Here is an 18,028-nt window from a genome sequence, read left to right as displayed (position 1 = left end):
ATTTCAGATATTCCTGCCTCTTTCTCTCGATAACAACCTAAAAAACACCCCGAGACGCTAAATCTGTTGGAATCGAACCGAAATCGCGACGGTGCACCAGTCGGACCGCCTTACCCGGACCGTCATGCCGACCTGGTCAAACGCTGCCAACAGGGTGAGCGACGAGCGCAGTATGAGCTTTATCAGCAATATGTGAAGGCGATGTATAACGTTTGCCTGCGGATTGTGAACCACGAGGCCGAGGCCGAAGATGTATTGCAGGAGGCCTTCATGGATGCGTTTGGGCACATTAACTCGTTTCGGGGACAGAGTACATTTGGCGCGTGGCTGAAACAGATTGTGGTGCATCGGGCCATCAACCATTTGCGTACAAGGCGGTTGGAACTGGTAGACATGGAGTCGCATAGGTTGGGCGAGGATGACGGACTCGACTATGCTGACCCGGAACCGTACGACGAAGCGCATACACAACTGGAAGTCGAGCGGATAAAACGGGCCATGCAGCAGTTGCCGGAAGGCTACCGGGTGGTGTTATCCCTCTACTTATTTGAAGGATACGACCACGAGGAAATCGGGAATGTCCTGAACATAAGTGAAACCACCTCACGAACGCAGTATTTACGCGGCAAAAAACGATTGCTGGAATTATTGTAAAGGCGGTAGCGCGTGAGGGCAGTAAACGAAGAGTACAACGAACAAATACGAACGACGAGTCACTGGATTCGACACCATAAAGATGAAAAAAGATAATCTTGAACGCTTCGTCCGCGATAACCGCGAAGCTTTTGACGACAAGGAGCCACCCAACAGTTTGTGGCAAAAAATAGAACAGGGGCTGGATAAGCAGCAGGCTGACCGGGACACGCCGTTCCGCCAAATTCATATCAACCCCGCTCAGACAGGTCATGAGGGTGCCGGAGAGTCGCGAACGATGCCATTTAAGACCGACAGCAGCCGCTCCCGGCTGACAGGTCGGCAGATTGGCTGGCCAGTGCTCGACTGGCGTATGGCGGCTTCTATTGCGGTACTATTGCTGGCGGGGGCTTTTCTGTACATGAATCACGAATATGGCGTGACGCACCAGCCGGAGGTCGTGGCGGCCAGTCCGTTATATGCCAAAGAAGTCGTGCATTATACCGAGCTGATCGATGTGAAACGGGCCGAGTTAAGGCGTATGACAAAAGACAACCCGGCTTTGTATCAGGAATTTGCCACCGACCTGGACCGGCTTGAGAAATCATACCTGTCGCTGAAGTCTGATTTGCCTAAAAACCCCAATCAGGAGATGCTTATTCAGGCCATGATTCAGAATCTACAACTCCAGATTAACCTGCTTAGTGAACAGTTGCGCGTTATTCAGCGCATTAAACAACAAACTCATGAAAATCCTGTGTAGTGTATTACTGTGTCTGTTACCCCTGCTCACCTGGGCTGGGGAGCATGAAGAGCTTGGCACGATTGAAAAAAAGAAGACGATTATCAAACTGTTCGATGTGAATAATAATGATAATCTGGTGGTCGATAACCAGTTCGGCCAGGTGTCGGTTGGGCTATGGGATAAAAGCGAAATCCGCGTGCAGATCACCATCATTGCTAATTCAGACTCTGAAGAGCGGGTCCAGAAGTTCATAGACGCGGTTTCCATCGAAGAGAAACGTTCCGGCAATCAGATTACCGTCCGTACGAACTTCAGTCAGAACAGTCTGTCGAACTGGAGTCTGGGCAAATGGAAAGACAACGGGGAGCGGAACTTCGTTAAGATCAATTATGAGGTCATGATGCCCCGCCAGAATGCGCTGTCTGTCAGGAACCGATTTGGGGATACCAGCATTCCCGCTTTTCAGGCTCCGTTAACGGTCTACAGCCGGTATGGCAACTTCAGCGCTGATGCCCTGACCAGCCACCAAAACGACATCGATGTGGCCTATGGTAAAGCCGATATTGGCAACATCGGACAGGGCAAAGTAGATATGGCTTATGGTAGTCTGGAGTTGTCCAAAGCCAATGTATTGGTGCTGACCAACAAATTCGGCAAAATGAACATCGGCGATGTGGGTAAGCTGGAAGCCGATATTAATTATTCGGGTGCTAAAATTGGTAAGATCCGGGAGTCCGGCAAGATCAAAATTGAGTTTTCGAGCGGTTTTCGCATCGACCAGTTACCCAAAAGTGCTGACAATCTGAATATCCAGGCGGCTTATTCATCGGTGGGACTGCCGTTAGAGGATAACGACTGCGACTTTGATGTGACGGTGAGCTATGGCAACTTCAATTACGGGTCCGGGTCAACGATGCACTTCACCAGTCAGCCGAATGACAATGATAACCACCGTGGCCCCCGGCTAACCAAGCAGTATATTGGTAAAGTCGGCAGCGGCAGCGGCACCAAAGTGCGGGTTGTGTCGAAGTTCGGAAATGTCAGCTTTCGGTAGACAGTTGATTTTCGAATAATATACAGCAATTAGCTAAATGTATATATATTTCGGGTATGATATCACCTGCCCGATCTGTATCCTTCTATACAAAGCTACTGTACTGTCTGTTTTTCTTATCCGGATTTGCAGCCCTGTTATACCAGGTAATCTGGCAACGACTACTGGTTTTTTACACGGGTTCCGACACCGTTAGCATCAGCCTCATTGTTTCAGCGTTTATGACCGGGCTCGGGCTGGGTTACCTCTTCGGGGGGCGCCTGGCCGACCGGGCGGTGGTAACCCGCAATCTTCGGTATTTTCTGTGGGCCGAAGCGGGTATCATGGGTTTTGCTGCCATCAGCAAGTGGGTTTTGTACGACATTCTGTATGTTAGCAGCCCCATCGACAACGCCAGTCCTATCATCATGTATGCGGTGGTATTTGGCGTATTGCTGCTACCCACCTTCCTGATGGGGTTCTCGCTGCCGGCTTTATCCAGGGCATTTCGGTTTGGCGATGGCCCGGCACAGGGTCGTTACATTAGTCTGCTTTACTTTGTCAACACGCTCGGAGCAGCTGTAGGAGCTTTTGTTACCGGCTTTCTGCTGGTTCGTCAGATAGGCTATGAGTCCTCTATCTGGCTAGGGGTATTTTTCAACGGATTGTGCGTGGTTGGGGCACTCTGGCTGGGCCGACGACTGCATGATTCGACGGATTCCCGCCAGGAACTCAGCCATTCCCTGGTGACTTCACTGCACTTCACGCCATCCTTAACGTTCTGGTCGGCCCAATACGCTCTATCGGGGTTGGCCGCACTTTCGCTGGAGTTGATCTGGTTTCGGATTCTCGAAACGGTGATCAAATCCGTTTCATTAACCTTTTCCATGCTGTTGGCGGTATACCTGGGCTCTATGGCTTTGGGAACGCTGGTGGGGGTTGGTTTGGGACAAAGGGCCTATTTCCGGTCGACAGTACGTCGGGAGCAAGTGTTTTTATGGGCCCAAACAGGCTTATATTTCTATACCGCTGCATCGATAGCCGTATTTATTAATGCCATCGGACGAATTTCGTCGCTCGATTTTCTCTGGAATTATTTTAAAAGTGGGGAGCCGGTTCTATCGCCGGGTTTCGCCATTGTTACGTACGGCCTCATTCCACTGTTTTTGCTGTTTGTCCCCACGTTTTTGATGGGTTTAAGTTTTTCGGTATCGCAATCCCTGATACAGGACCGGTTTGAGGAGGTTGGACGTAAAGTAGGCTGGCTTCAATTTGTCAATATCGTTGGCTCGGCCCTGGGAGCCTGGCTTGTTACCTGGGTGGGCTTTCCTATGCTGGGAACAGCCATGCTGCTCAAACTCATCGCCGGACTCGGTATCGTCTACGGGTTTGCCCTGTTTGCCCGTCGGCATCTCAACGCGCTGGCCGTATCGGTACTGACGGTTGTACAGGTTATTACCCTTCTGCTGATTCCCGGCAACACCAGCCTTTGGCAACGCCTGAACGGTGTCGACAAAGCAACGGATCTGCTGTTCAATGAAAATGAATCTGGCGTGTCGGTCATCAAACTGGCACCTGGCCATCGGGCGGGCACTGTCTTTGTCAATGGTCTTGGCCAAAGTGGTTTACCCTATTCAATTGACGAGATACACACGCTGCTGGGGGGGCTGCCCGTCATGATGCACCCTAACCCAGAGCATGTCGCCGTCATTGGGCTAGGGTCAGCCGGAACTGTGCAGGGTATTGGGGGCCGGGCCGAAACCCGGCAAATAGACTGTTTCGAGATTGTCAGTAATCAGGCTCAGATTCTGGCCGAGTATGGGGCTGAAGCCAGAGACCCTGGTGTTGCCACCGTTCTGGCGGACAAGCGGCTTAAACTCATCTTTCGCGATGGTCGGTACGCGCTCCAGCATAGTCCTGAAACCTATGACGTGATCGAGGCTGATGCCCTCCGGCCAACATCGGCTTTTTCAGGAAATATCTATTCAAGAGAATACTTCGAATTACTTCGATCGAGGTTACGACCGGGTGGCTACGCGGTTACCTGGTCGCCTACGGTACGTATCCGCAACACATTTCAGACGGTATTTCCGTATATTTTTTATGTCGATGACTTAGTCCTGATTGGCAGCAACCAACCCATTACAGTAGAATGGAACGTTATTCAGCAACGTGCTGCGACTAGCTTCAGCCGGGCCCACTACCAATCGGCAGGTATCGACTTGTGGCGGATTCTGGCCAAATACGGAGCGCATATTCACGCTCTGCCGGGCAATCAGCCGATCGGCCCGGAAATAAATACCGATCTGTTCCCCAAAGATGAATACAGCATCCGGCAGCGGGATAAGGCGCAGTAGCTACTGTGCGCTGGGCGCGGACAGCCTTTCGATGACTTCTCTATGCTGAGGAAACTCCGTCAGCAACGTCTCCCGGCTGGCCATTTCAAAGTCGGCGAAGTCGAAGCCGGGTGCCACGGTGCAGCCGACCAGCGAGAAATCAACCCCTGCTGCGGGCGCAGACCCGAACCAGCAACCCGCCGGAACGACCGCCTGAAATACTTCGCCCTTTTCTGGATTATTCCCCAGCCGGATAACCGTTAGCTCGCCGGTTGGCCTAATCACGAATATCTCCAGGGCACCACCGGCGTAAAAATGCCAGACCTCGTCAGACGCTATCCGATGCAGGGCCGATACGTGATGGCTTTCGAGCAGGAAGTAGATGGCCGTACCAAAGGAACGCACCCCGCCAAACCGCCCCGGCAGCGCAGCTTGAGGAATGGTCTCGGCTGAGCGGTACGTCTCCGCAAAATACCCCCCTTCCGGATGAGGCTGCATATGGAAGGCCCGAACGTAGTAAGCGGCTGTCATAATGGCGAAAGAGCGAAAGAGCGAATGAGTGGCTAATCAAAGTGACGCGCTTTCACTCATTCGCTCTTTTAGTTTACTGCGCTGCTTTCACAACGGTTAGGAAATCGCGGGATTTGAGCGAGGCTCCACCGATGAGGCCACCATCGACGTCGGGGCGGGCGAACAGCTCTTCGGCGTTCTGCGCGTTGGCGCTGCCGCCGTACAGAATGGTCGTGTCCTGCGCAATGGCGTCGCCGTATTGACCGGCAATGTGCTGGCGGAGTTCGAAGTGCATATCCTGCGCCTGCGCCGACGAAGCCGTCAGGCCGGTACCGATGGCCCAGATGGGTTCGTAAGCAATAACGATATTGGCGAATGACTCAGCCGAGAGATGAAACAGACTTTCGGTGATTTGATCTTTCACAAAGCCAATGAAGTCGCCATTCTCGCGAAGGTCACGGGATTCACCGCAGCAGAAGATGGGCTTGAGGCCATTCTCCAGCGCGATGTTTACTTTCTCCGCCAGTTGCACATTCGTTTCCTCGAAATACTGCCGCCGTTCGCTGTGACCCAGAATAACGTACTCAACGCCAATCGACTTGAGCATGGGTGCCGAGATTTCGCCCGTGTATGCCCCCGATGCTTTTTCGTGGCAGTTCTGAGCACCCAACGCAACCTTGCCGCCTTCGGTCACGTATTGCCGTGCAGTAGCCAGATAAAGGGCGGGAGGGCAGAGGACCACCTCAACATCACCCGTTACTTCATCCTTCACCATATTGATTACCTCCGATAGCAAGGCCGTTGCTTCTTCGGCTGTCTTGTTCATTTTCCAGTTTCCGGCAACAATTTTTTTCCGCATAATCAATTAATAATGAGTTCCGAACCAATAAAAAGACGCTCGAAAACAAACGTTTCTTCGTCAAATTTGGGCGAAATTAGAACATTTAAGCTGAAGAGCCTGCCCGATGTAGTAGTAAAATTTGTTTCGCCCCTGGCTAACCCCTTAAATCACTCATAGTCAGAAAAAACCAATCATTAATTTCTTGTGTTATTCGGATAAAAAAATGCGTAATTTTAATGTAAGATAATCTCTATATGAAAACGCTGGTATTACTAATCGGGCTGTTAGGCACCTGTGCGGCTACGCAGGGAAACGATCGCCAGCGCACACCTGATAAAGGGCGTGTACCTGACAAAGAACGATACGGCTTCTTCATTGCCGATAACCGCACCTGGACGCGAATTCCATTCCAGCTCCATTCCAATCTGATCATTGTGCCGGTAACGATCAACGGGTCAGATACCCTGCGATTCATTCTGGATACCGGTGTCAGCAACACCATTATTACTGATCCCAGTACTTTCCGGAAAAGACCCCTCACGTTGACGCGCAAAGTTAAACTGAGCGGAGCCGGGGAGGGCGGGAGCTTAACGGCCTCTATCGCCATCGAGAATACCCTGAGCATGGGTGGCTTACGGGCGTCGCACCACAATCTGGTTATTCTGGACGAAGACATTCTGAAATTATCGGAGTATGTAGGGACACCGGTGCATGGCATTTTCGGGTATGAGATCTTCGCCAACTTCGTCGTCAATGTCGATTTTCAGCGTCATGAGATCATGCTGATGAAGCCTGATAAGTATACCTACCGGAAACGCAAGGGCGACCGCTACCCAATTACCATTCAGGATACCAAAGCGTATACCGATGCGCTATCGGTGTTCGACGGCGAGAAAATTCTGCCTTTACGCGTCGTGCTGGATACCGGTGCCGGTCATGCGTTGCTGCTGGACCGCTCGCGCAGCACAGCAGCCATGCCCATGCCGGAAAAGAGCATACGGGCACAGCTGGGGCGTGGTCTCAATGGCGTGATTAATGGCGTAATGGGTCGAATCCAGAAAGTTCGCTTTGGCCGGTATGAGCTCGATAACATTCTGGCATCTTTTCCCGATAGTCTGGGTTTTGGGATGAAACTGGTCGACATGCCCGAGCGGCAGGGAAACGTAGGCTGCGAACTGCTGCGTCGGTTCAACGTGACGTTTAACTACCCGGACCGGTACATCGTTATGAAGCCGATCAAGCGGCTGATGCGTGAGAGTTTTGAGCACGACATGAGCGGTATGGAACTACGCGCCAAAGGCGACCACTTTCGCAATTATTACATCGAAAAAGTACAGGATGGCTCCCCGGCTGATCTGGCGGGTTTAAATGAGGGCGACGAACTCCTGTTTGTGAACAACAGCTCTACAAGCGATCTGACCGTCAGTGATATCTATAAAATACTTCAGAAGGGCGAAGGAAAAGAGGTATCGCTGCTGGTTCGCCGAAATGGTCAGATTATCCTTACCAGCTTTGTATTGAAGCGACTTATTTAATACGTCTTTCAAAACCTGCTCCGCTTAGTCCAATCGTTCCAGCTTGAACCGGAAAGTCGTGCCCTTGTCGACTTTGCTCATAACGGAGATTTTGGCTTTGTGTGCGTTCAGAATGTGTTTCACGATGGCCAGTCCCAGGCCGGTGCCGCCCCGGTCCTTGGAACGGCTTTTCTCCACCCGATAGAAACGCTCGAAGATCCGGCTCAGGTGCTCGGGGGGAATGCCCGGCCCGTCGTCGCGGATGGCAACAAGGATAAACTTTTTGTCCTCTTCCAGATTCACCTGAACCCGCCCGTTTTCATTGCCGTACTTGACCGCATTTTCAATCAGGTTGGTCATCACCTGCATGATGCGCTGGGGGTCGGCTTTCACCCAAACGGGACCGGGCTGCGAAGTTCTTAGCTGGAGAGCCGTTCGCTTGGTATGCGCAATTTTTTCAAGTTGTTCGAAGATTTCCTGCGTAATGTGTGCCAGGTCGACCCGCTCGAAGTTCATCTTTACTTCGCCCGTTTCCAGCTGCGAAAGAGCGACCAGGTCTTTTACCAGCGCATCGAGGCCATCGAGGCTTTTGGCGGCTTTCGACAGAAATTTATCCCGCACCCGTTCGTCGTCAACAGCCCCGTCGATCAGCGTATGAATGAAGCCCTGGGCAGCAAAAATGGGCGTCTTTAGCTCGTGCGACACATCCGCCAGAAACTCCCGCCGGAACAGCTCCAGACGTTTCAACTCATCAATTTCCTTCTGTTTGCGGGCGACATACACGAAAATCTCGTCGTTCAGCTTCTTGAACGGATTCGTGTTTTTGATGATTGCCTTTCGGGAAATGTTAAAATCGCGGATTTTCAGTTTATGAATGGTCTTGTACATCTTGTTCACTTCGCGAAACACAAGTAACTCGATGGCGTAGAGGACCAGAAAGAATGAAATGGCAAACGAAGAAAGTCCCACCACAAACAGCATGGTGCTCGTAACGCCTTCGACAAACGTCAAAAACGCCAGCGTCAGTGCCGAAATAAGGCAAGCCAGTAAAAGCGCAATAATGCGGGGGCTGAGGGACATGGGGCAAAGATAGAAAGGTGAAAGACAGAAAGAGCGAAAGAGTGAAATCGGCTTTGCCCAGTCTTCACTCTTTCGCTCTTTCTGTCTTTCGCTCTTTATTCAGGCTGGTCGGTGAACATATACCCGACGCCCTTAAGGGTGCGGATATGGGTATCGCCAATTTTTTCGCGGAGCTTCCGAATGTGAACGTCTACGGTGCGTTCGAGTACATAAATATCGGCTCCCCAGATTTTCTGCAACAGTTCTTCCCGGCTACAAACCTTGTTGGGGTGCTGGGCCAGAAAAAAGAGGAGTTCAAACTCTTTCTTTGGCAAAATAACCTGTTTGTCGTTCTGACTAACGGAATAGTTTTTGCGATTGATAACCAGATCGGCAATGGTGATCTGCTCACCCGGATCGGATTTCTGCGCTTCGCGCCGGAACAGAGCGTTGATCCGGCTCATCAGGGCGCGGGGCTTGATGGGCTTGGTGATGTAATCGTCGGCGCCTACATCAAAAGCGGCTACTTCAGAGTACTCTTCTGAGCGGGCCGTCAGATAAAGGATATACGTCTGGCGTAAATCGGGGATATTTCGCAGCTGCCGACCAGCCTCAATGCCGTCCATATGGGGCATCATGATATCGAGCAGAACTAATTCAGGCAAGTATGTCTTTGCTATTTCGACGGCTTTACGGCCATCGGTAGCTGTCCGGACATCATATCCCTCCTTGGTGAGATTGTATTCGAGCATTTCCACAATATCGGCATCGTCGTCGACGACTAAAACGCGATGCTGGGGTTGAGCAGCTTTGGCAGCACTCATACGGAGCTTGGTTGATAAGAATGGTTTACCTTATTGGTAAGTTACCGAATCATCGGCAGCCCGAAGTTACGTGGCTTATCCGCAACGTTACGAATCGGGAATGCATACTTAACAAAAACTTAACAGCCAGACTTTTCGGATTTATACTTGTCGGTAGCTGTAAACGAGTTCATTAATTCCTGATTAATAAGCCGGCCTCCTGCTGAACAATGCCAACATTCAGGGGTTGGTTACTTAACAAAGTTGCTAAAAAAAATACGAAATAGTACGCTCAAACTTTGCCGTTGTTTTTACTTACTTTATGAACATTCGCTCGCGGGAAATCGAACTTCCCTCATACGCTAAATTGGTTTGCGTACTGCTGTCGCTGGTTATTATCGTTTATGGGCTGCATGTATTGCAGGGCCTGCTGATTCCGCTGGTCTTTGCCATCCTGTTTGCCGTGCTGTTGTTTCCGCTGGCCAAGCGGCTCGAAAATTGGAAAGTGCCTCGTGTGCTGGCTATTCTTCTGTGTCTGATTCTGACACTAGGCGTCCTGACGGCCCTGTTCTGGGGGATTTCGGCTCAGATCAGCAGCTTTTCGGAGGTTTTCCCCAAGTTCATTCAGAAAGCGAATGACTACATCAAAAGCCTGCAAACCTTTGCTGATCAGAAGCTGAATATTAACAAACAGCGGCAAACATCCGAAATCAGCAAGTACGTCAATCAGGCGCTGGCCGAAGGAGGGACCATTCTGACCACAACGCTGCTGGCTACTACCAGCATCATTACCAACCTCTTTCTGATTCTGCTCTTTGCGTTCTTTTTTCTGCTCTACCGCGACTTTTTTCGCTCGTTTTTTTACAAAGTATTTGACAACACCCGCCGGTCGAAGATCGACGATGTGATGGCTGGTATTTACGAAGTGGTCAAAGATTATCTGGCTGGTCTGGTGTTGGTTATTGTGATTATCGGAACGCTCATGACCGTTGGGCTGCTCATTCTGGGTGTCGACTACGCCATTTTCTTTGGTTTTTTTGGGGCTTGCCTGGTACTGATCCCTTATTTCGGTATTTCGATGGGGTCGTTGCTGCCTGCCGCCTACACGCTCGTTACGCAGGATAATCCCATCAAAGCACTGGGCGTTATTGGGGTCTTTCTGTTCGTGCAAACGCTGGAGGGAAACTTCATAACCCCTTATATCGTCGGCTCTAAAGTTAGCATCAATCCACTGGCCGCTATTGTTGTCCTGATTCTGTGGGAGAATATCTGGGGGTTGCCGGGACTGGTACTCGCCTTGCCCATGACGGCCATCCTGAAAGTTATATTCGATTCGGTGGAATCGCTCAAGCCCTACGGCTTTTTGATCGGCGAAGCCGAAAAGCCGCGCCCACCCATCAAAAACCTCCAGGAGCTAGCCGACCAGTTGCCCAAACGCGCGAAGAAGGTGGGGAAAGTGGAGGAGAAGAATTAATCGGTGAAAGAGCGAAAGAGTGCTGTAAACGGTTTTTCGCTCTTTCACTTTTCGCTCTTTCACTCTTTAAAAATTTAAGGGGTCCAGATTCTTAAAATGGCCGTTCATGCGGATTCGCTGTTTGGTGCGTTCCATATCCAGCATCACCGGCAGCACGTTGTTGAGGTGCTGGATGAGGAAAAGCTGGCGTTCGGCTTCCGTTTCGAGGGTGAGCAATTCGTATTCCTGCTCGATGGAAAGGCCAACTTTATGGGCTACGCGAAAGGAGAGGTTTTCGGTGGTAACGGAATAGTCTATTTCGACTTGTAATACACGATACAAATCCTCAAGTCGCTCGATTAGCGCCTGCGAATGCGCACTAAACCCATCGCTGGTCTCGACTAACTCCACCTCACCACCCGCATAGAGCTTGCCGGGGAGCGGGTTCTCGAAGTTTACGAGTTTAAATACACCAAGTCCTTTCGACTTTATGTCCATCCGGCCGTCGGGGTAGCGTTTATGCAGTGTCGTTACGTGCATCTCCGTACCAAAACCCGGCAGCTTATTGTTGATGAAGGCCGGAATGCCAAACGTCCGTTCTTCTTCCAGACACTCGTTAATAAGCTGGCGGTAACGGGGTTCGAAAATATGCAGGTTCAAATCCTCGCCGGGATAAACAATCAGGTTGAGCGGGAATAGAGAAAGCGTCTTTTCCATAGAGCCGATAAGGTACGGGTTTTATGAATAATAGTCTACTCGACAGATTCCTGAAATAGGGGTTAGTCTGCGAAAATATCAGCTGATGGCCGAAATTTTACCTGTTTGGCGCGGGCTTCGGCATAGATCGGATCGCCCAGGAAGCCCAGGTCCGTTACATCCGACATGCAATCCGTTACGACAACCAGCTTCGGCACCAGCGCCGGGGCAAAATCCAATAGCTGCTTCAGGCTATTGGCGACGCAGTGCGATTTAGCTTCTCCCATCAAATAAATCCTGTCGAAACGGTCCAGATCGGTAATCAGGTTAGTGTTGAGCTGGGTTTCGGGAATGTCGGGGTTCGGCACTTGCGCCCGGAAGATGCCGAAATGCTCCGACAACGGGTAAAGTCCCTTTTGCACCGCCACATAATCGAGGTCGCGCTGGCCTGACCAGGCTTTTAGAGCCCCGTGTACTGTATCGTGCAAAGCGGCCCCGCGCGAACCGATCAGGCAGTGTTCGGGCCAGATAAAATGCGAAAACTGTCCGTCGGCTTCGAGGTCGTGGATGTAGCGAATGGCTTTTTCGGGCGAGAAACGGGGAATCCAGCGGCCCGCATCCACATCGTTACCCGTAATTTGGGTGAACGGGGAGGGGTGGTTACCTTCGGCATCGTGCCAGAAAAGCGGATGCGCAATGTCGAGCACATGGTGCGTATCCAAGGTAACAACGATGTGATCGATCTGATGGGCGTGTTGCCGAATCAGCGCCGACATGCGCTCAACATCCTGCTCCGCGCCGGGCACGAACAGGGCGCCATCGGGGTGACAGAAATCAAACTGGGCATCGATAATGAGGAAGGCATTTTTCATAAAACGACGGTCAAGTGTAGTTTGCGCACGACGCTACAATTGACCGTCAAATGTAAGACCCGTTTTTTAATGTTGTGCCTGGGTAGAAAGCTGGTTTACGGCAAATTTCTCCCAAAAGGCCCCTTTTTAGTCTGTGAGAAACGGCTACCAGCCCAGGCCAATGATGGCGTTAATCCGGAAAGACAGCTGTGTTCTTGAATTATTATTAGTGTTGTACGCTCGAAAGGAATCGAGGACGCGCACTTCGGGACCGGCACTCAGGTCGATATACCCCCGACGGCCCAGCCGTTGCTGTATCCCCCACAGCAGCCCGAAGGAAGGCGTATTGAGGGTTCCTAAAGGCGGAACTCGGGTTTCGACTTGGTAATCGCCTGATATATACTCACGGTTACGAACTTGTGAAAAGTCCAGAACGGGCCTTCTGGCTTGAAAGGTGATGTAGGTGCCGGAGAAATTGTTAGCCGATTTGCCTTCCCTGATTCGTCGGGCCATGCTATAGTAATAGCGAACACCCAGTTTTACAGACGAATTTATCGTTACGCTACGATCGGGGTACCATTGTGGGGTTTGTCCAGATAGACTGCCCGACTGGTTGAATAAACCCGATCGAAACTGGGAAATTTCGAATTTGTTATCGAAACCAAATAATACGGAAAACGACGGACTGAGTTTTCGTTCAACGCTTAGCTCCATGTCAATGCTACCTCCGTTCGATAGACTCTCCTGCGTGAAAGATGCGGTATTGGGGAGAATGCCCACTTTTATCAGGGTCTTTTCTTCAATGTTGGCGCGGGTAATGTACCGGATAACCCGCTGAATTTCGCTTCGGGAAATTGTGCCGGTCGGTTTTTTGGGGTTTGCCTTAACCGAGTCAGATTGCCCGAACGCATAGGATATGGATAAGCAGACAACAAAGAGAAAAGAAAGGAGCTGGCGGATGTTCATGACATTGAGAAGGTTGAACAAGTGTATGTATTTGGTCAGTGTAATCGACTATTGCATGAGGCTGGGTGCATACGCTACCAACCCAGGCCGATGATTGCGTTGATCCGTAACGACAATTGTGATCCTGACCGGGGATAGGGCGGCTGGTCGTAGTTGAAGAAAGTCAACTCAGGACCCGCATTGAGGTCGATATAGCCTCGGCGACCCAGCCGTTGCTGAATACCCCATTGCAACCCAAACGAAGTTGTATGATAGTCGCCTGGTGAGGAAGCGTACTTTTCAGTTCGGTACTCTCCGGATGTCAGTTCACGCCGACGAGCCTGGGTATACGAAAAGACTGGGCGTCTGACCTGAACACCGATGTACGCGCCCGAAAAATTATTGGCCGATCGGCCTTCCCTGATTCGTCGGGCCATGCCATAATAATGGCGAACCGCTACTTTGGCGAATGACTGGGTGTAGAAACCGCGATTGAAAAGCCATAGTATCTGACCAGGACTCGCGCTTAACCGACTATTGGCATTTCGGGGCGTATAATTAATCGAAAGTTGATTATCAATGCCCAGAAGCACCGAGAAAGAGGGACTGAGTTTATGCTCTACACTTAGCTCGGTGTTAAACCCAATGGTGTTGACGTATCCGTTTTGTGTGTACGAAGCCGAGTTGGGAAACACCCCAAACTTGAGCAGCGTTTTCTCTTCAATGTTAGCACGGGTAATATAGCGGACGACCCGCTGGATTTCACTGCGGGAAATAGTATCATCTTCCGTTTTATATTCGGTTCTGACGGAGTCCGACTGGCCGTAGGCGCAGTTGATGAGGTGGCCCAGGAAAAAACAGAGGGAGATAAGCTGACGAAATTTCATGGCGTTGAGAGAGTTGAAGGATGGGTTTACCGGCCAACCAGTGTTTTATCGTCCTGGATGATTACGGTATTGTAACTGTTGCGAATGATGACCGCAGGTTTTCGACTGAGCGGCTGGTATTTGAACGTCTGTTTACCCCCTTGGCGATGGAGCTGACTGGCAAATTCCGATGGGAGCCGAATGTCGCTATTCGCGGTGCTGACGTCGAATTTAAAATCAGGCACTCGTTTGGCAACCACCAGAATCTCGGTCCGGGCTGCGTCGATCGTTAGCGCGTTCAGGGTTGGCGCCAGCGCCGAGGACAGGCGGCCATACTGGCTTTGTATCTGTACCGTTCCGCCTAACTCCTCCAGGGCGACGTCTGCCTTCTCGGCTTTCAGCGACAGTACAGCTGCCAGATCGCGCCCGTCAATATCGCCGTAGTTGGACACAATGGTCAATTTGCCGCCCATGTCCGCCAGCGTTAATTTCCCGAACTCGAAGTTTACGGAAACATCACCGGCCAGATCACTTAACCGAATATCGCCGAAGGAATTTGTGAGCGTTAGCAATACCCGAACGGGGATGCTGACTTCGTAAACAGCCTTGAGCTGACTTTGTAGCTTAGCCGCTGACTGCGGAATGACAAAGCGATTCGACAGGTCGATCTGCCCATTATCTACCTGTAAGCTGTATTGATGATAGGCGACTTCGCGCTCGGCAACGGCCCGGTCGGGGTGCTTGGCAATCAGCCGTAAATGAACGGCAACCGTTGGTCGTGCCCAGCCCTTGATAACCACATCCGCTTTTTGCCCATTCAGCCGGACGCGCTGGCCCTCGGTATAGGGAAATTCTTTGTCGATTACCTTCGTAACGACCTGAACGGGTGTCTGGCCGTAGCTGACCGAAGCCGAGAAAAGCAACAGTAGCCAAAACCCTGTCTGTATCAATAGTCGTCTCATGAGCGCAGCAGGGTAATAAGTTCTTTAGTCACTTCGGCCCGCTGGTTTTCAATCTTAACCTGCGCCCGCACCAGCGCCGGGTCGTTACCGAAAATCTGCTGTTCGCGTTCGATGCGCTGCTGTTCGGCGGTCAGGCTGGCCAGCTGATTCCGAAGCTCGTGGACTTCGGGCCGCTGGCAGGCCAATTGCTGCTCGGCACATTGACGGGCAATAAACGCTTCGGCCCGGCGGTCGGCACTCGATTGAGTCAGCAAATGGTCGTCTGTTCGGGCAGGGAATGTTTCTGTACGCTCAACGGCGTACTCTACCCGCACAGCTTCCGCTGGTTCGGCAGGCCAGGCGAGCCAGCCGCCTATAAGGATAACAACAGCTGTGGCTGCGAATCCCGACCATGTCAGCGAGCTTGTCCATATGGCCCAGCGCGGCCGAATCGTCGTGGGTGTTTCTGAGTGCAGGTTTTCCTCAATAGCCTCCCACAGAGTCGCTTTGGGTTCGTACATCGGCAGGTCAGGCAGGCGACGGCTCAGTTGCTCATCGGCCAGTAAGTCGGCCTCTATCCGCGACCAGAGGTCTGGACGAGGGTCGTATTCGGGCAGTGGGGGCAAAGAATTGGTCATGATAGTCGCTGTCTCAATAATTTTTTGGCGTAGCTCGTCTGCGATTTCGATGTGCCTTCCGAAATGCCGAGCATTTCCGCCACTTCTTTATGGGTATACCCTTCCACTTCAACCAGTAGAAAGATGGTTCGGGCGCCATCGGGCAGGGTTCGGATGGCCGCGTCCAGTTCGGCCCCGGTAAGCGAATCCCGAAACGGCGCGGGCTGGTCGTGGAGCGTTTCGTCGATGGTTAAAAACCGCCCTTCGAGCTGTTGCTTCCGAATGGCCTGCCGAACCACAATGGTTTTAATCCAGGCCCCCAGCGTGGAGCGAAACGCAAACTGATCCAGGTTCCGGAAAACATCGACGAACGCATCCTGTAGGGCGTCGTTAGCGTGGTCGTAGTCGTTAAGAATACGGTAGGCGGTCGAAAACATGGCTCGTTTATACTGCTCGAAGAGTTGCCGCTGGGCCGCCCGTCGATCCGTTGATTTGTCCGTAGCCTGACAGCGTTCGACAAGCGCACGCTCCGGCGAGTCAGGGTAGAGCCCGATGGATTTTTCGGCAGGTATATTGGGGGGAAGGGCCAAGCGGAACATCGGGTTTTAAAGTATTTTCAAACTAAAGTGCTGGTTAGCCAACAAATGGTTGGAAGTGGCCCTAAATAAAATGAGGTTTCTCCGCCCCAGGGGGCAAAACAAGAGTGCGTCACCACATAAATTGTTGCTCAAGATAGAGCCTGGTTTGCTATATCATGTTTTCATGTATCTTGCCGTTACTCAACCACTTCCTTTGTATCAGCGTATGAACGTTTTCTATTCCCTGTTAATCATCCTGGCCTCTCTGCCGGGCTTTGCTACAGCACAAGGTATTGTTTTTGAAAAAGGCAGTTGGGCCGATGCTGTAAAAAAAGCCAGGAAAGAGAAAAAGCTGCTGTTCCTGCATATCGACTCGCCCAGCTGCGGTGCCTGTGGTGAAGTAGCCTCTACCGCCTTCAACAGCCCGCTGATGAAGGAAAAATTTGCGCTGCATTTCGTGAGTTTTCGTACCGATGGGACTACGGGCGTCGGTAAAGAACTGGTCGACCGGCTGGAACAGGAATGTGTGCCCGCATCGGTTTATCTGGATGCCGACGAAAACCCGCTGGTTCGCTACTGCGGCACGACCAGCTTCGACCGCATCTACCTCGAAAAAGCCGAAGAAGCATTTACCAAGAGCCGGGAGCGACCACTGAAAGCACTGGCCGAGGCCTATGCCAAAGGCGACCGCTCGTCGGCGCTGTTGCGGCAGTACATCGACCGTCTGCGCGAACAAGACCTGTCGAATACGGAGCCGCTGGAGGCTTATGTGATGAGCCTGCCTCCCGATTCGCTGCGATCAGGCCGGGTACTGCGGTTTATTTTTGAACAGGCCCCTGTAGTGGGCAGCAAGGCCGATTCCGTATTTCGCCGGGACTATGTTAAGCTGGATAGCCTCTATAAAGCCGTTGGCTGGAACAAGGCCGTCGAGCTAAATAATCGAATTACCAACAACTCTGTGCGAAAGGCTATTAAAGAAAAGAACGTGCAGCTGGCTTCCCGAACAGCCTTTTTCCGGCAGCGTACGTTTACAAACGATTATAAAAATGGGCTGGCAGCCCGCGACTGGGTATTGATGCGCTATTTTCGGGGCGTCAAGGATACCCTTACCTATCTGAAACTGGCCACCGACTATTACGACAAACAATTTATGACCGCCCGCGTCGACTCGGTTCAGAAGCTTGACGAGCTGGAGAGCCAGCGCCGGATGCGGGGCGAATTTCCAGGGCCAAATGGTACGGTTGCGCGTCCTAAACCCGGTCAGATGATCTCGGTGATGGCTTTTCCCAATACGCAGCGGTTTGTCAGCGCGCTCAATCAGGCGGCTATGGATTTTCAGGAGTTAACCCGCGACCCGATTTATCTCAACAAAGCCCTAAGCTGGTCGAAGCGCACCCTCGAATATCGGGAAGATGGTGGCCTGATGGATACCTACGCCCGTGTTCTGTACCGGCTCGGCCGAAAGGAAGAGGCTCTGGAATGGCAGGCAAAAGCCGTGAAAAAAGAGAAAGAACGCCAATCGCCTATGGTTGCATCGCTGCAAAAGACGCTAGACCAAATGAAAACAGGGACGTTTTGATCTGGTTACGTCGATAGTTTCTGGAAGG

General features: G+C 51.6%; 18 protein-coding genes. 7 read left to right on the top strand and 11 right to left on the bottom strand.

All coding sequences use genetic code 11. The features are described 5' to 3' along the window. The first annotated feature begins 66 nt into the window (after positions 1-66). The 4 genes from ACYVK4_RS26365 (at position 67) to ACYVK4_RS26350 (ending at position 4,768) form a co-directional block, all read left to right on the top strand. Positions 67-654, top strand: a complete 588-nt coding sequence (locus ACYVK4_RS26365) for an RNA polymerase sigma factor (protein ID WP_461130564.1) — start codon at positions 67-69, stop codon at positions 652-654. Between the two features lie 82 nt (positions 655-736). Further along, complete coding sequence (locus ACYVK4_RS26360; protein ID WP_461130563.1) at positions 737-1,396, top strand: hypothetical protein; 660 nt, start codon at positions 737-739, stop codon at positions 1,394-1,396. Continuing rightward, positions 1,380-2,432 (top strand): hypothetical protein, encoded by a 1,053-nt coding sequence (locus ACYVK4_RS26355; RefSeq protein WP_461130562.1) that lies wholly within the window; start codon positions 1,380-1,382, stop codon positions 2,430-2,432. The genes ACYVK4_RS26360 and ACYVK4_RS26355 overlap by 17 nt, the downstream gene beginning before the upstream one ends. 56 nt (positions 2,433-2,488) lie before the next feature. Further along, positions 2,489-4,768, top strand: a complete 2,280-nt coding sequence (locus ACYVK4_RS26350; RefSeq protein ID WP_461130561.1) for a fused MFS/spermidine synthase — start codon at positions 2,489-2,491, stop codon at positions 4,766-4,768. On the opposite strand, the gene ACYVK4_RS26345 is transcribed toward ACYVK4_RS26350, so the two are convergent. Together ACYVK4_RS26345 and tpiA are read right to left on the bottom strand one after the other, a co-directional pair. Further along, positions 4,769-5,278: a cupin domain-containing protein gene (locus ACYVK4_RS26345; RefSeq protein WP_461130560.1), complete on the bottom strand. Its 510-nt coding sequence runs from the start codon at positions 5,276-5,278 to the stop codon at positions 4,769-4,771. It abuts the gene before it with no gap. Positions 5,279-5,351: 73 nt separating this feature from the next. Next, positions 5,352-6,116: a triose-phosphate isomerase gene (tpiA, locus tag ACYVK4_RS26340; RefSeq protein ID WP_461130559.1), complete on the bottom strand. Its 765-nt coding sequence runs from the start codon at positions 6,114-6,116 to the stop codon at positions 5,352-5,354. 236 nt (positions 6,117-6,352) lie between these two features. Between tpiA and ACYVK4_RS26335 the strand changes: the two genes are divergently transcribed. Beyond that, on the top strand, positions 6,353-7,633 hold the full coding sequence (locus ACYVK4_RS26335) for a pepsin/retropepsin-like aspartic protease family protein (protein ID WP_461130558.1): 1,281 nt from the start codon (positions 6,353-6,355) through the stop codon (positions 7,631-7,633). Between the two features lie 24 nt (positions 7,634-7,657). Here ACYVK4_RS26335 and ACYVK4_RS26330 read toward each other — a convergent pair whose 3' ends face one another. After that, positions 7,658-8,692: a sensor histidine kinase gene (locus ACYVK4_RS26330; protein WP_461130557.1), complete on the bottom strand. Its 1,035-nt coding sequence runs from the start codon at positions 8,690-8,692 to the stop codon at positions 7,658-7,660. 95 nt (positions 8,693-8,787) lie between these two features. Next, a complete protein-coding gene (locus ACYVK4_RS26325) occupies positions 8,788-9,495 on the bottom strand; it encodes a response regulator transcription factor (RefSeq protein ID WP_461130556.1) in 708 nt (235 codons plus the stop codon). Between the two features lie 301 nt (positions 9,496-9,796). Here ACYVK4_RS26325 and ACYVK4_RS26320 point away from each other — a divergent pair, with 301 nt between their 5' ends. Further along, positions 9,797-10,948: an AI-2E family transporter gene (locus ACYVK4_RS26320; protein WP_461130555.1), complete on the top strand. Its 1,152-nt coding sequence runs from the start codon at positions 9,797-9,799 to the stop codon at positions 10,946-10,948. A 66-nt stretch (positions 10,949-11,014) separates the two neighbouring features. Here the strand turns inward: ACYVK4_RS26320 and ACYVK4_RS26315 are convergent, their stop codons facing one another. From ACYVK4_RS26315 to ACYVK4_RS26285, 7 genes are all read right to left on the bottom strand, one after another. Next, positions 11,015-11,644: an LON peptidase substrate-binding domain-containing protein gene (locus ACYVK4_RS26315; protein ID WP_461130554.1), complete on the bottom strand. Its 630-nt coding sequence runs from the start codon at positions 11,642-11,644 to the stop codon at positions 11,015-11,017. A 62-nt stretch (positions 11,645-11,706) separates the two neighbouring features. Then, positions 11,707-12,495 (bottom strand): cysteine hydrolase family protein, encoded by a 789-nt coding sequence (locus ACYVK4_RS26310; protein WP_461130553.1) that lies wholly within the window; start codon positions 12,493-12,495, stop codon positions 11,707-11,709. Positions 12,496-12,639: 144 nt separating this feature from the next. After that, a complete protein-coding gene (locus ACYVK4_RS26305) occupies positions 12,640-13,440 on the bottom strand; it encodes a hypothetical protein (RefSeq protein WP_461130552.1) in 801 nt (266 codons plus the stop codon). 74 nt (positions 13,441-13,514) lie between these two features. Next, on the bottom strand, positions 13,515-14,306 hold the full coding sequence (locus ACYVK4_RS26300) for a hypothetical protein (RefSeq protein WP_461130551.1): 792 nt from the start codon (positions 14,304-14,306) through the stop codon (positions 13,515-13,517). Positions 14,307-14,332: 26 nt separating this feature from the next. Next, on the bottom strand, positions 14,333-15,247 hold the full coding sequence (locus tag ACYVK4_RS26295) for a DUF4097 family beta strand repeat-containing protein (RefSeq protein WP_461130550.1): 915 nt from the start codon (positions 15,245-15,247) through the stop codon (positions 14,333-14,335). Beyond that, complete coding sequence (locus ACYVK4_RS26290; RefSeq protein ID WP_461130549.1) at positions 15,244-15,864, bottom strand: hypothetical protein; 621 nt, start codon at positions 15,862-15,864, stop codon at positions 15,244-15,246. The genes ACYVK4_RS26295 and ACYVK4_RS26290 overlap by 4 nt, the downstream gene beginning before the upstream one ends. Continuing rightward, complete coding sequence (locus tag ACYVK4_RS26285) at positions 15,861-16,442, bottom strand: RNA polymerase sigma factor (protein WP_461130548.1); 582 nt, start codon at positions 16,440-16,442, stop codon at positions 15,861-15,863. The genes ACYVK4_RS26290 and ACYVK4_RS26285 overlap by 4 nt, the downstream gene beginning before the upstream one ends. 205 nt (positions 16,443-16,647) lie before the next feature. Here ACYVK4_RS26285 and ACYVK4_RS26280 point away from each other — a divergent pair, with 205 nt between their 5' ends. Continuing rightward, on the top strand, positions 16,648-18,000 hold the full coding sequence (locus tag ACYVK4_RS26280; protein WP_461130547.1) for a thioredoxin family protein: 1,353 nt from the start codon (positions 16,648-16,650) through the stop codon (positions 17,998-18,000). Positions 18,001-18,028: the final 28 nt, after the last annotated feature.

The organism is Spirosoma aerophilum, assembly GCF_054782495.1.
The sequence above is the reverse complement of the archived record's forward strand: the minus strand, read 5'-3'. Positions and strand labels throughout refer to the sequence as shown.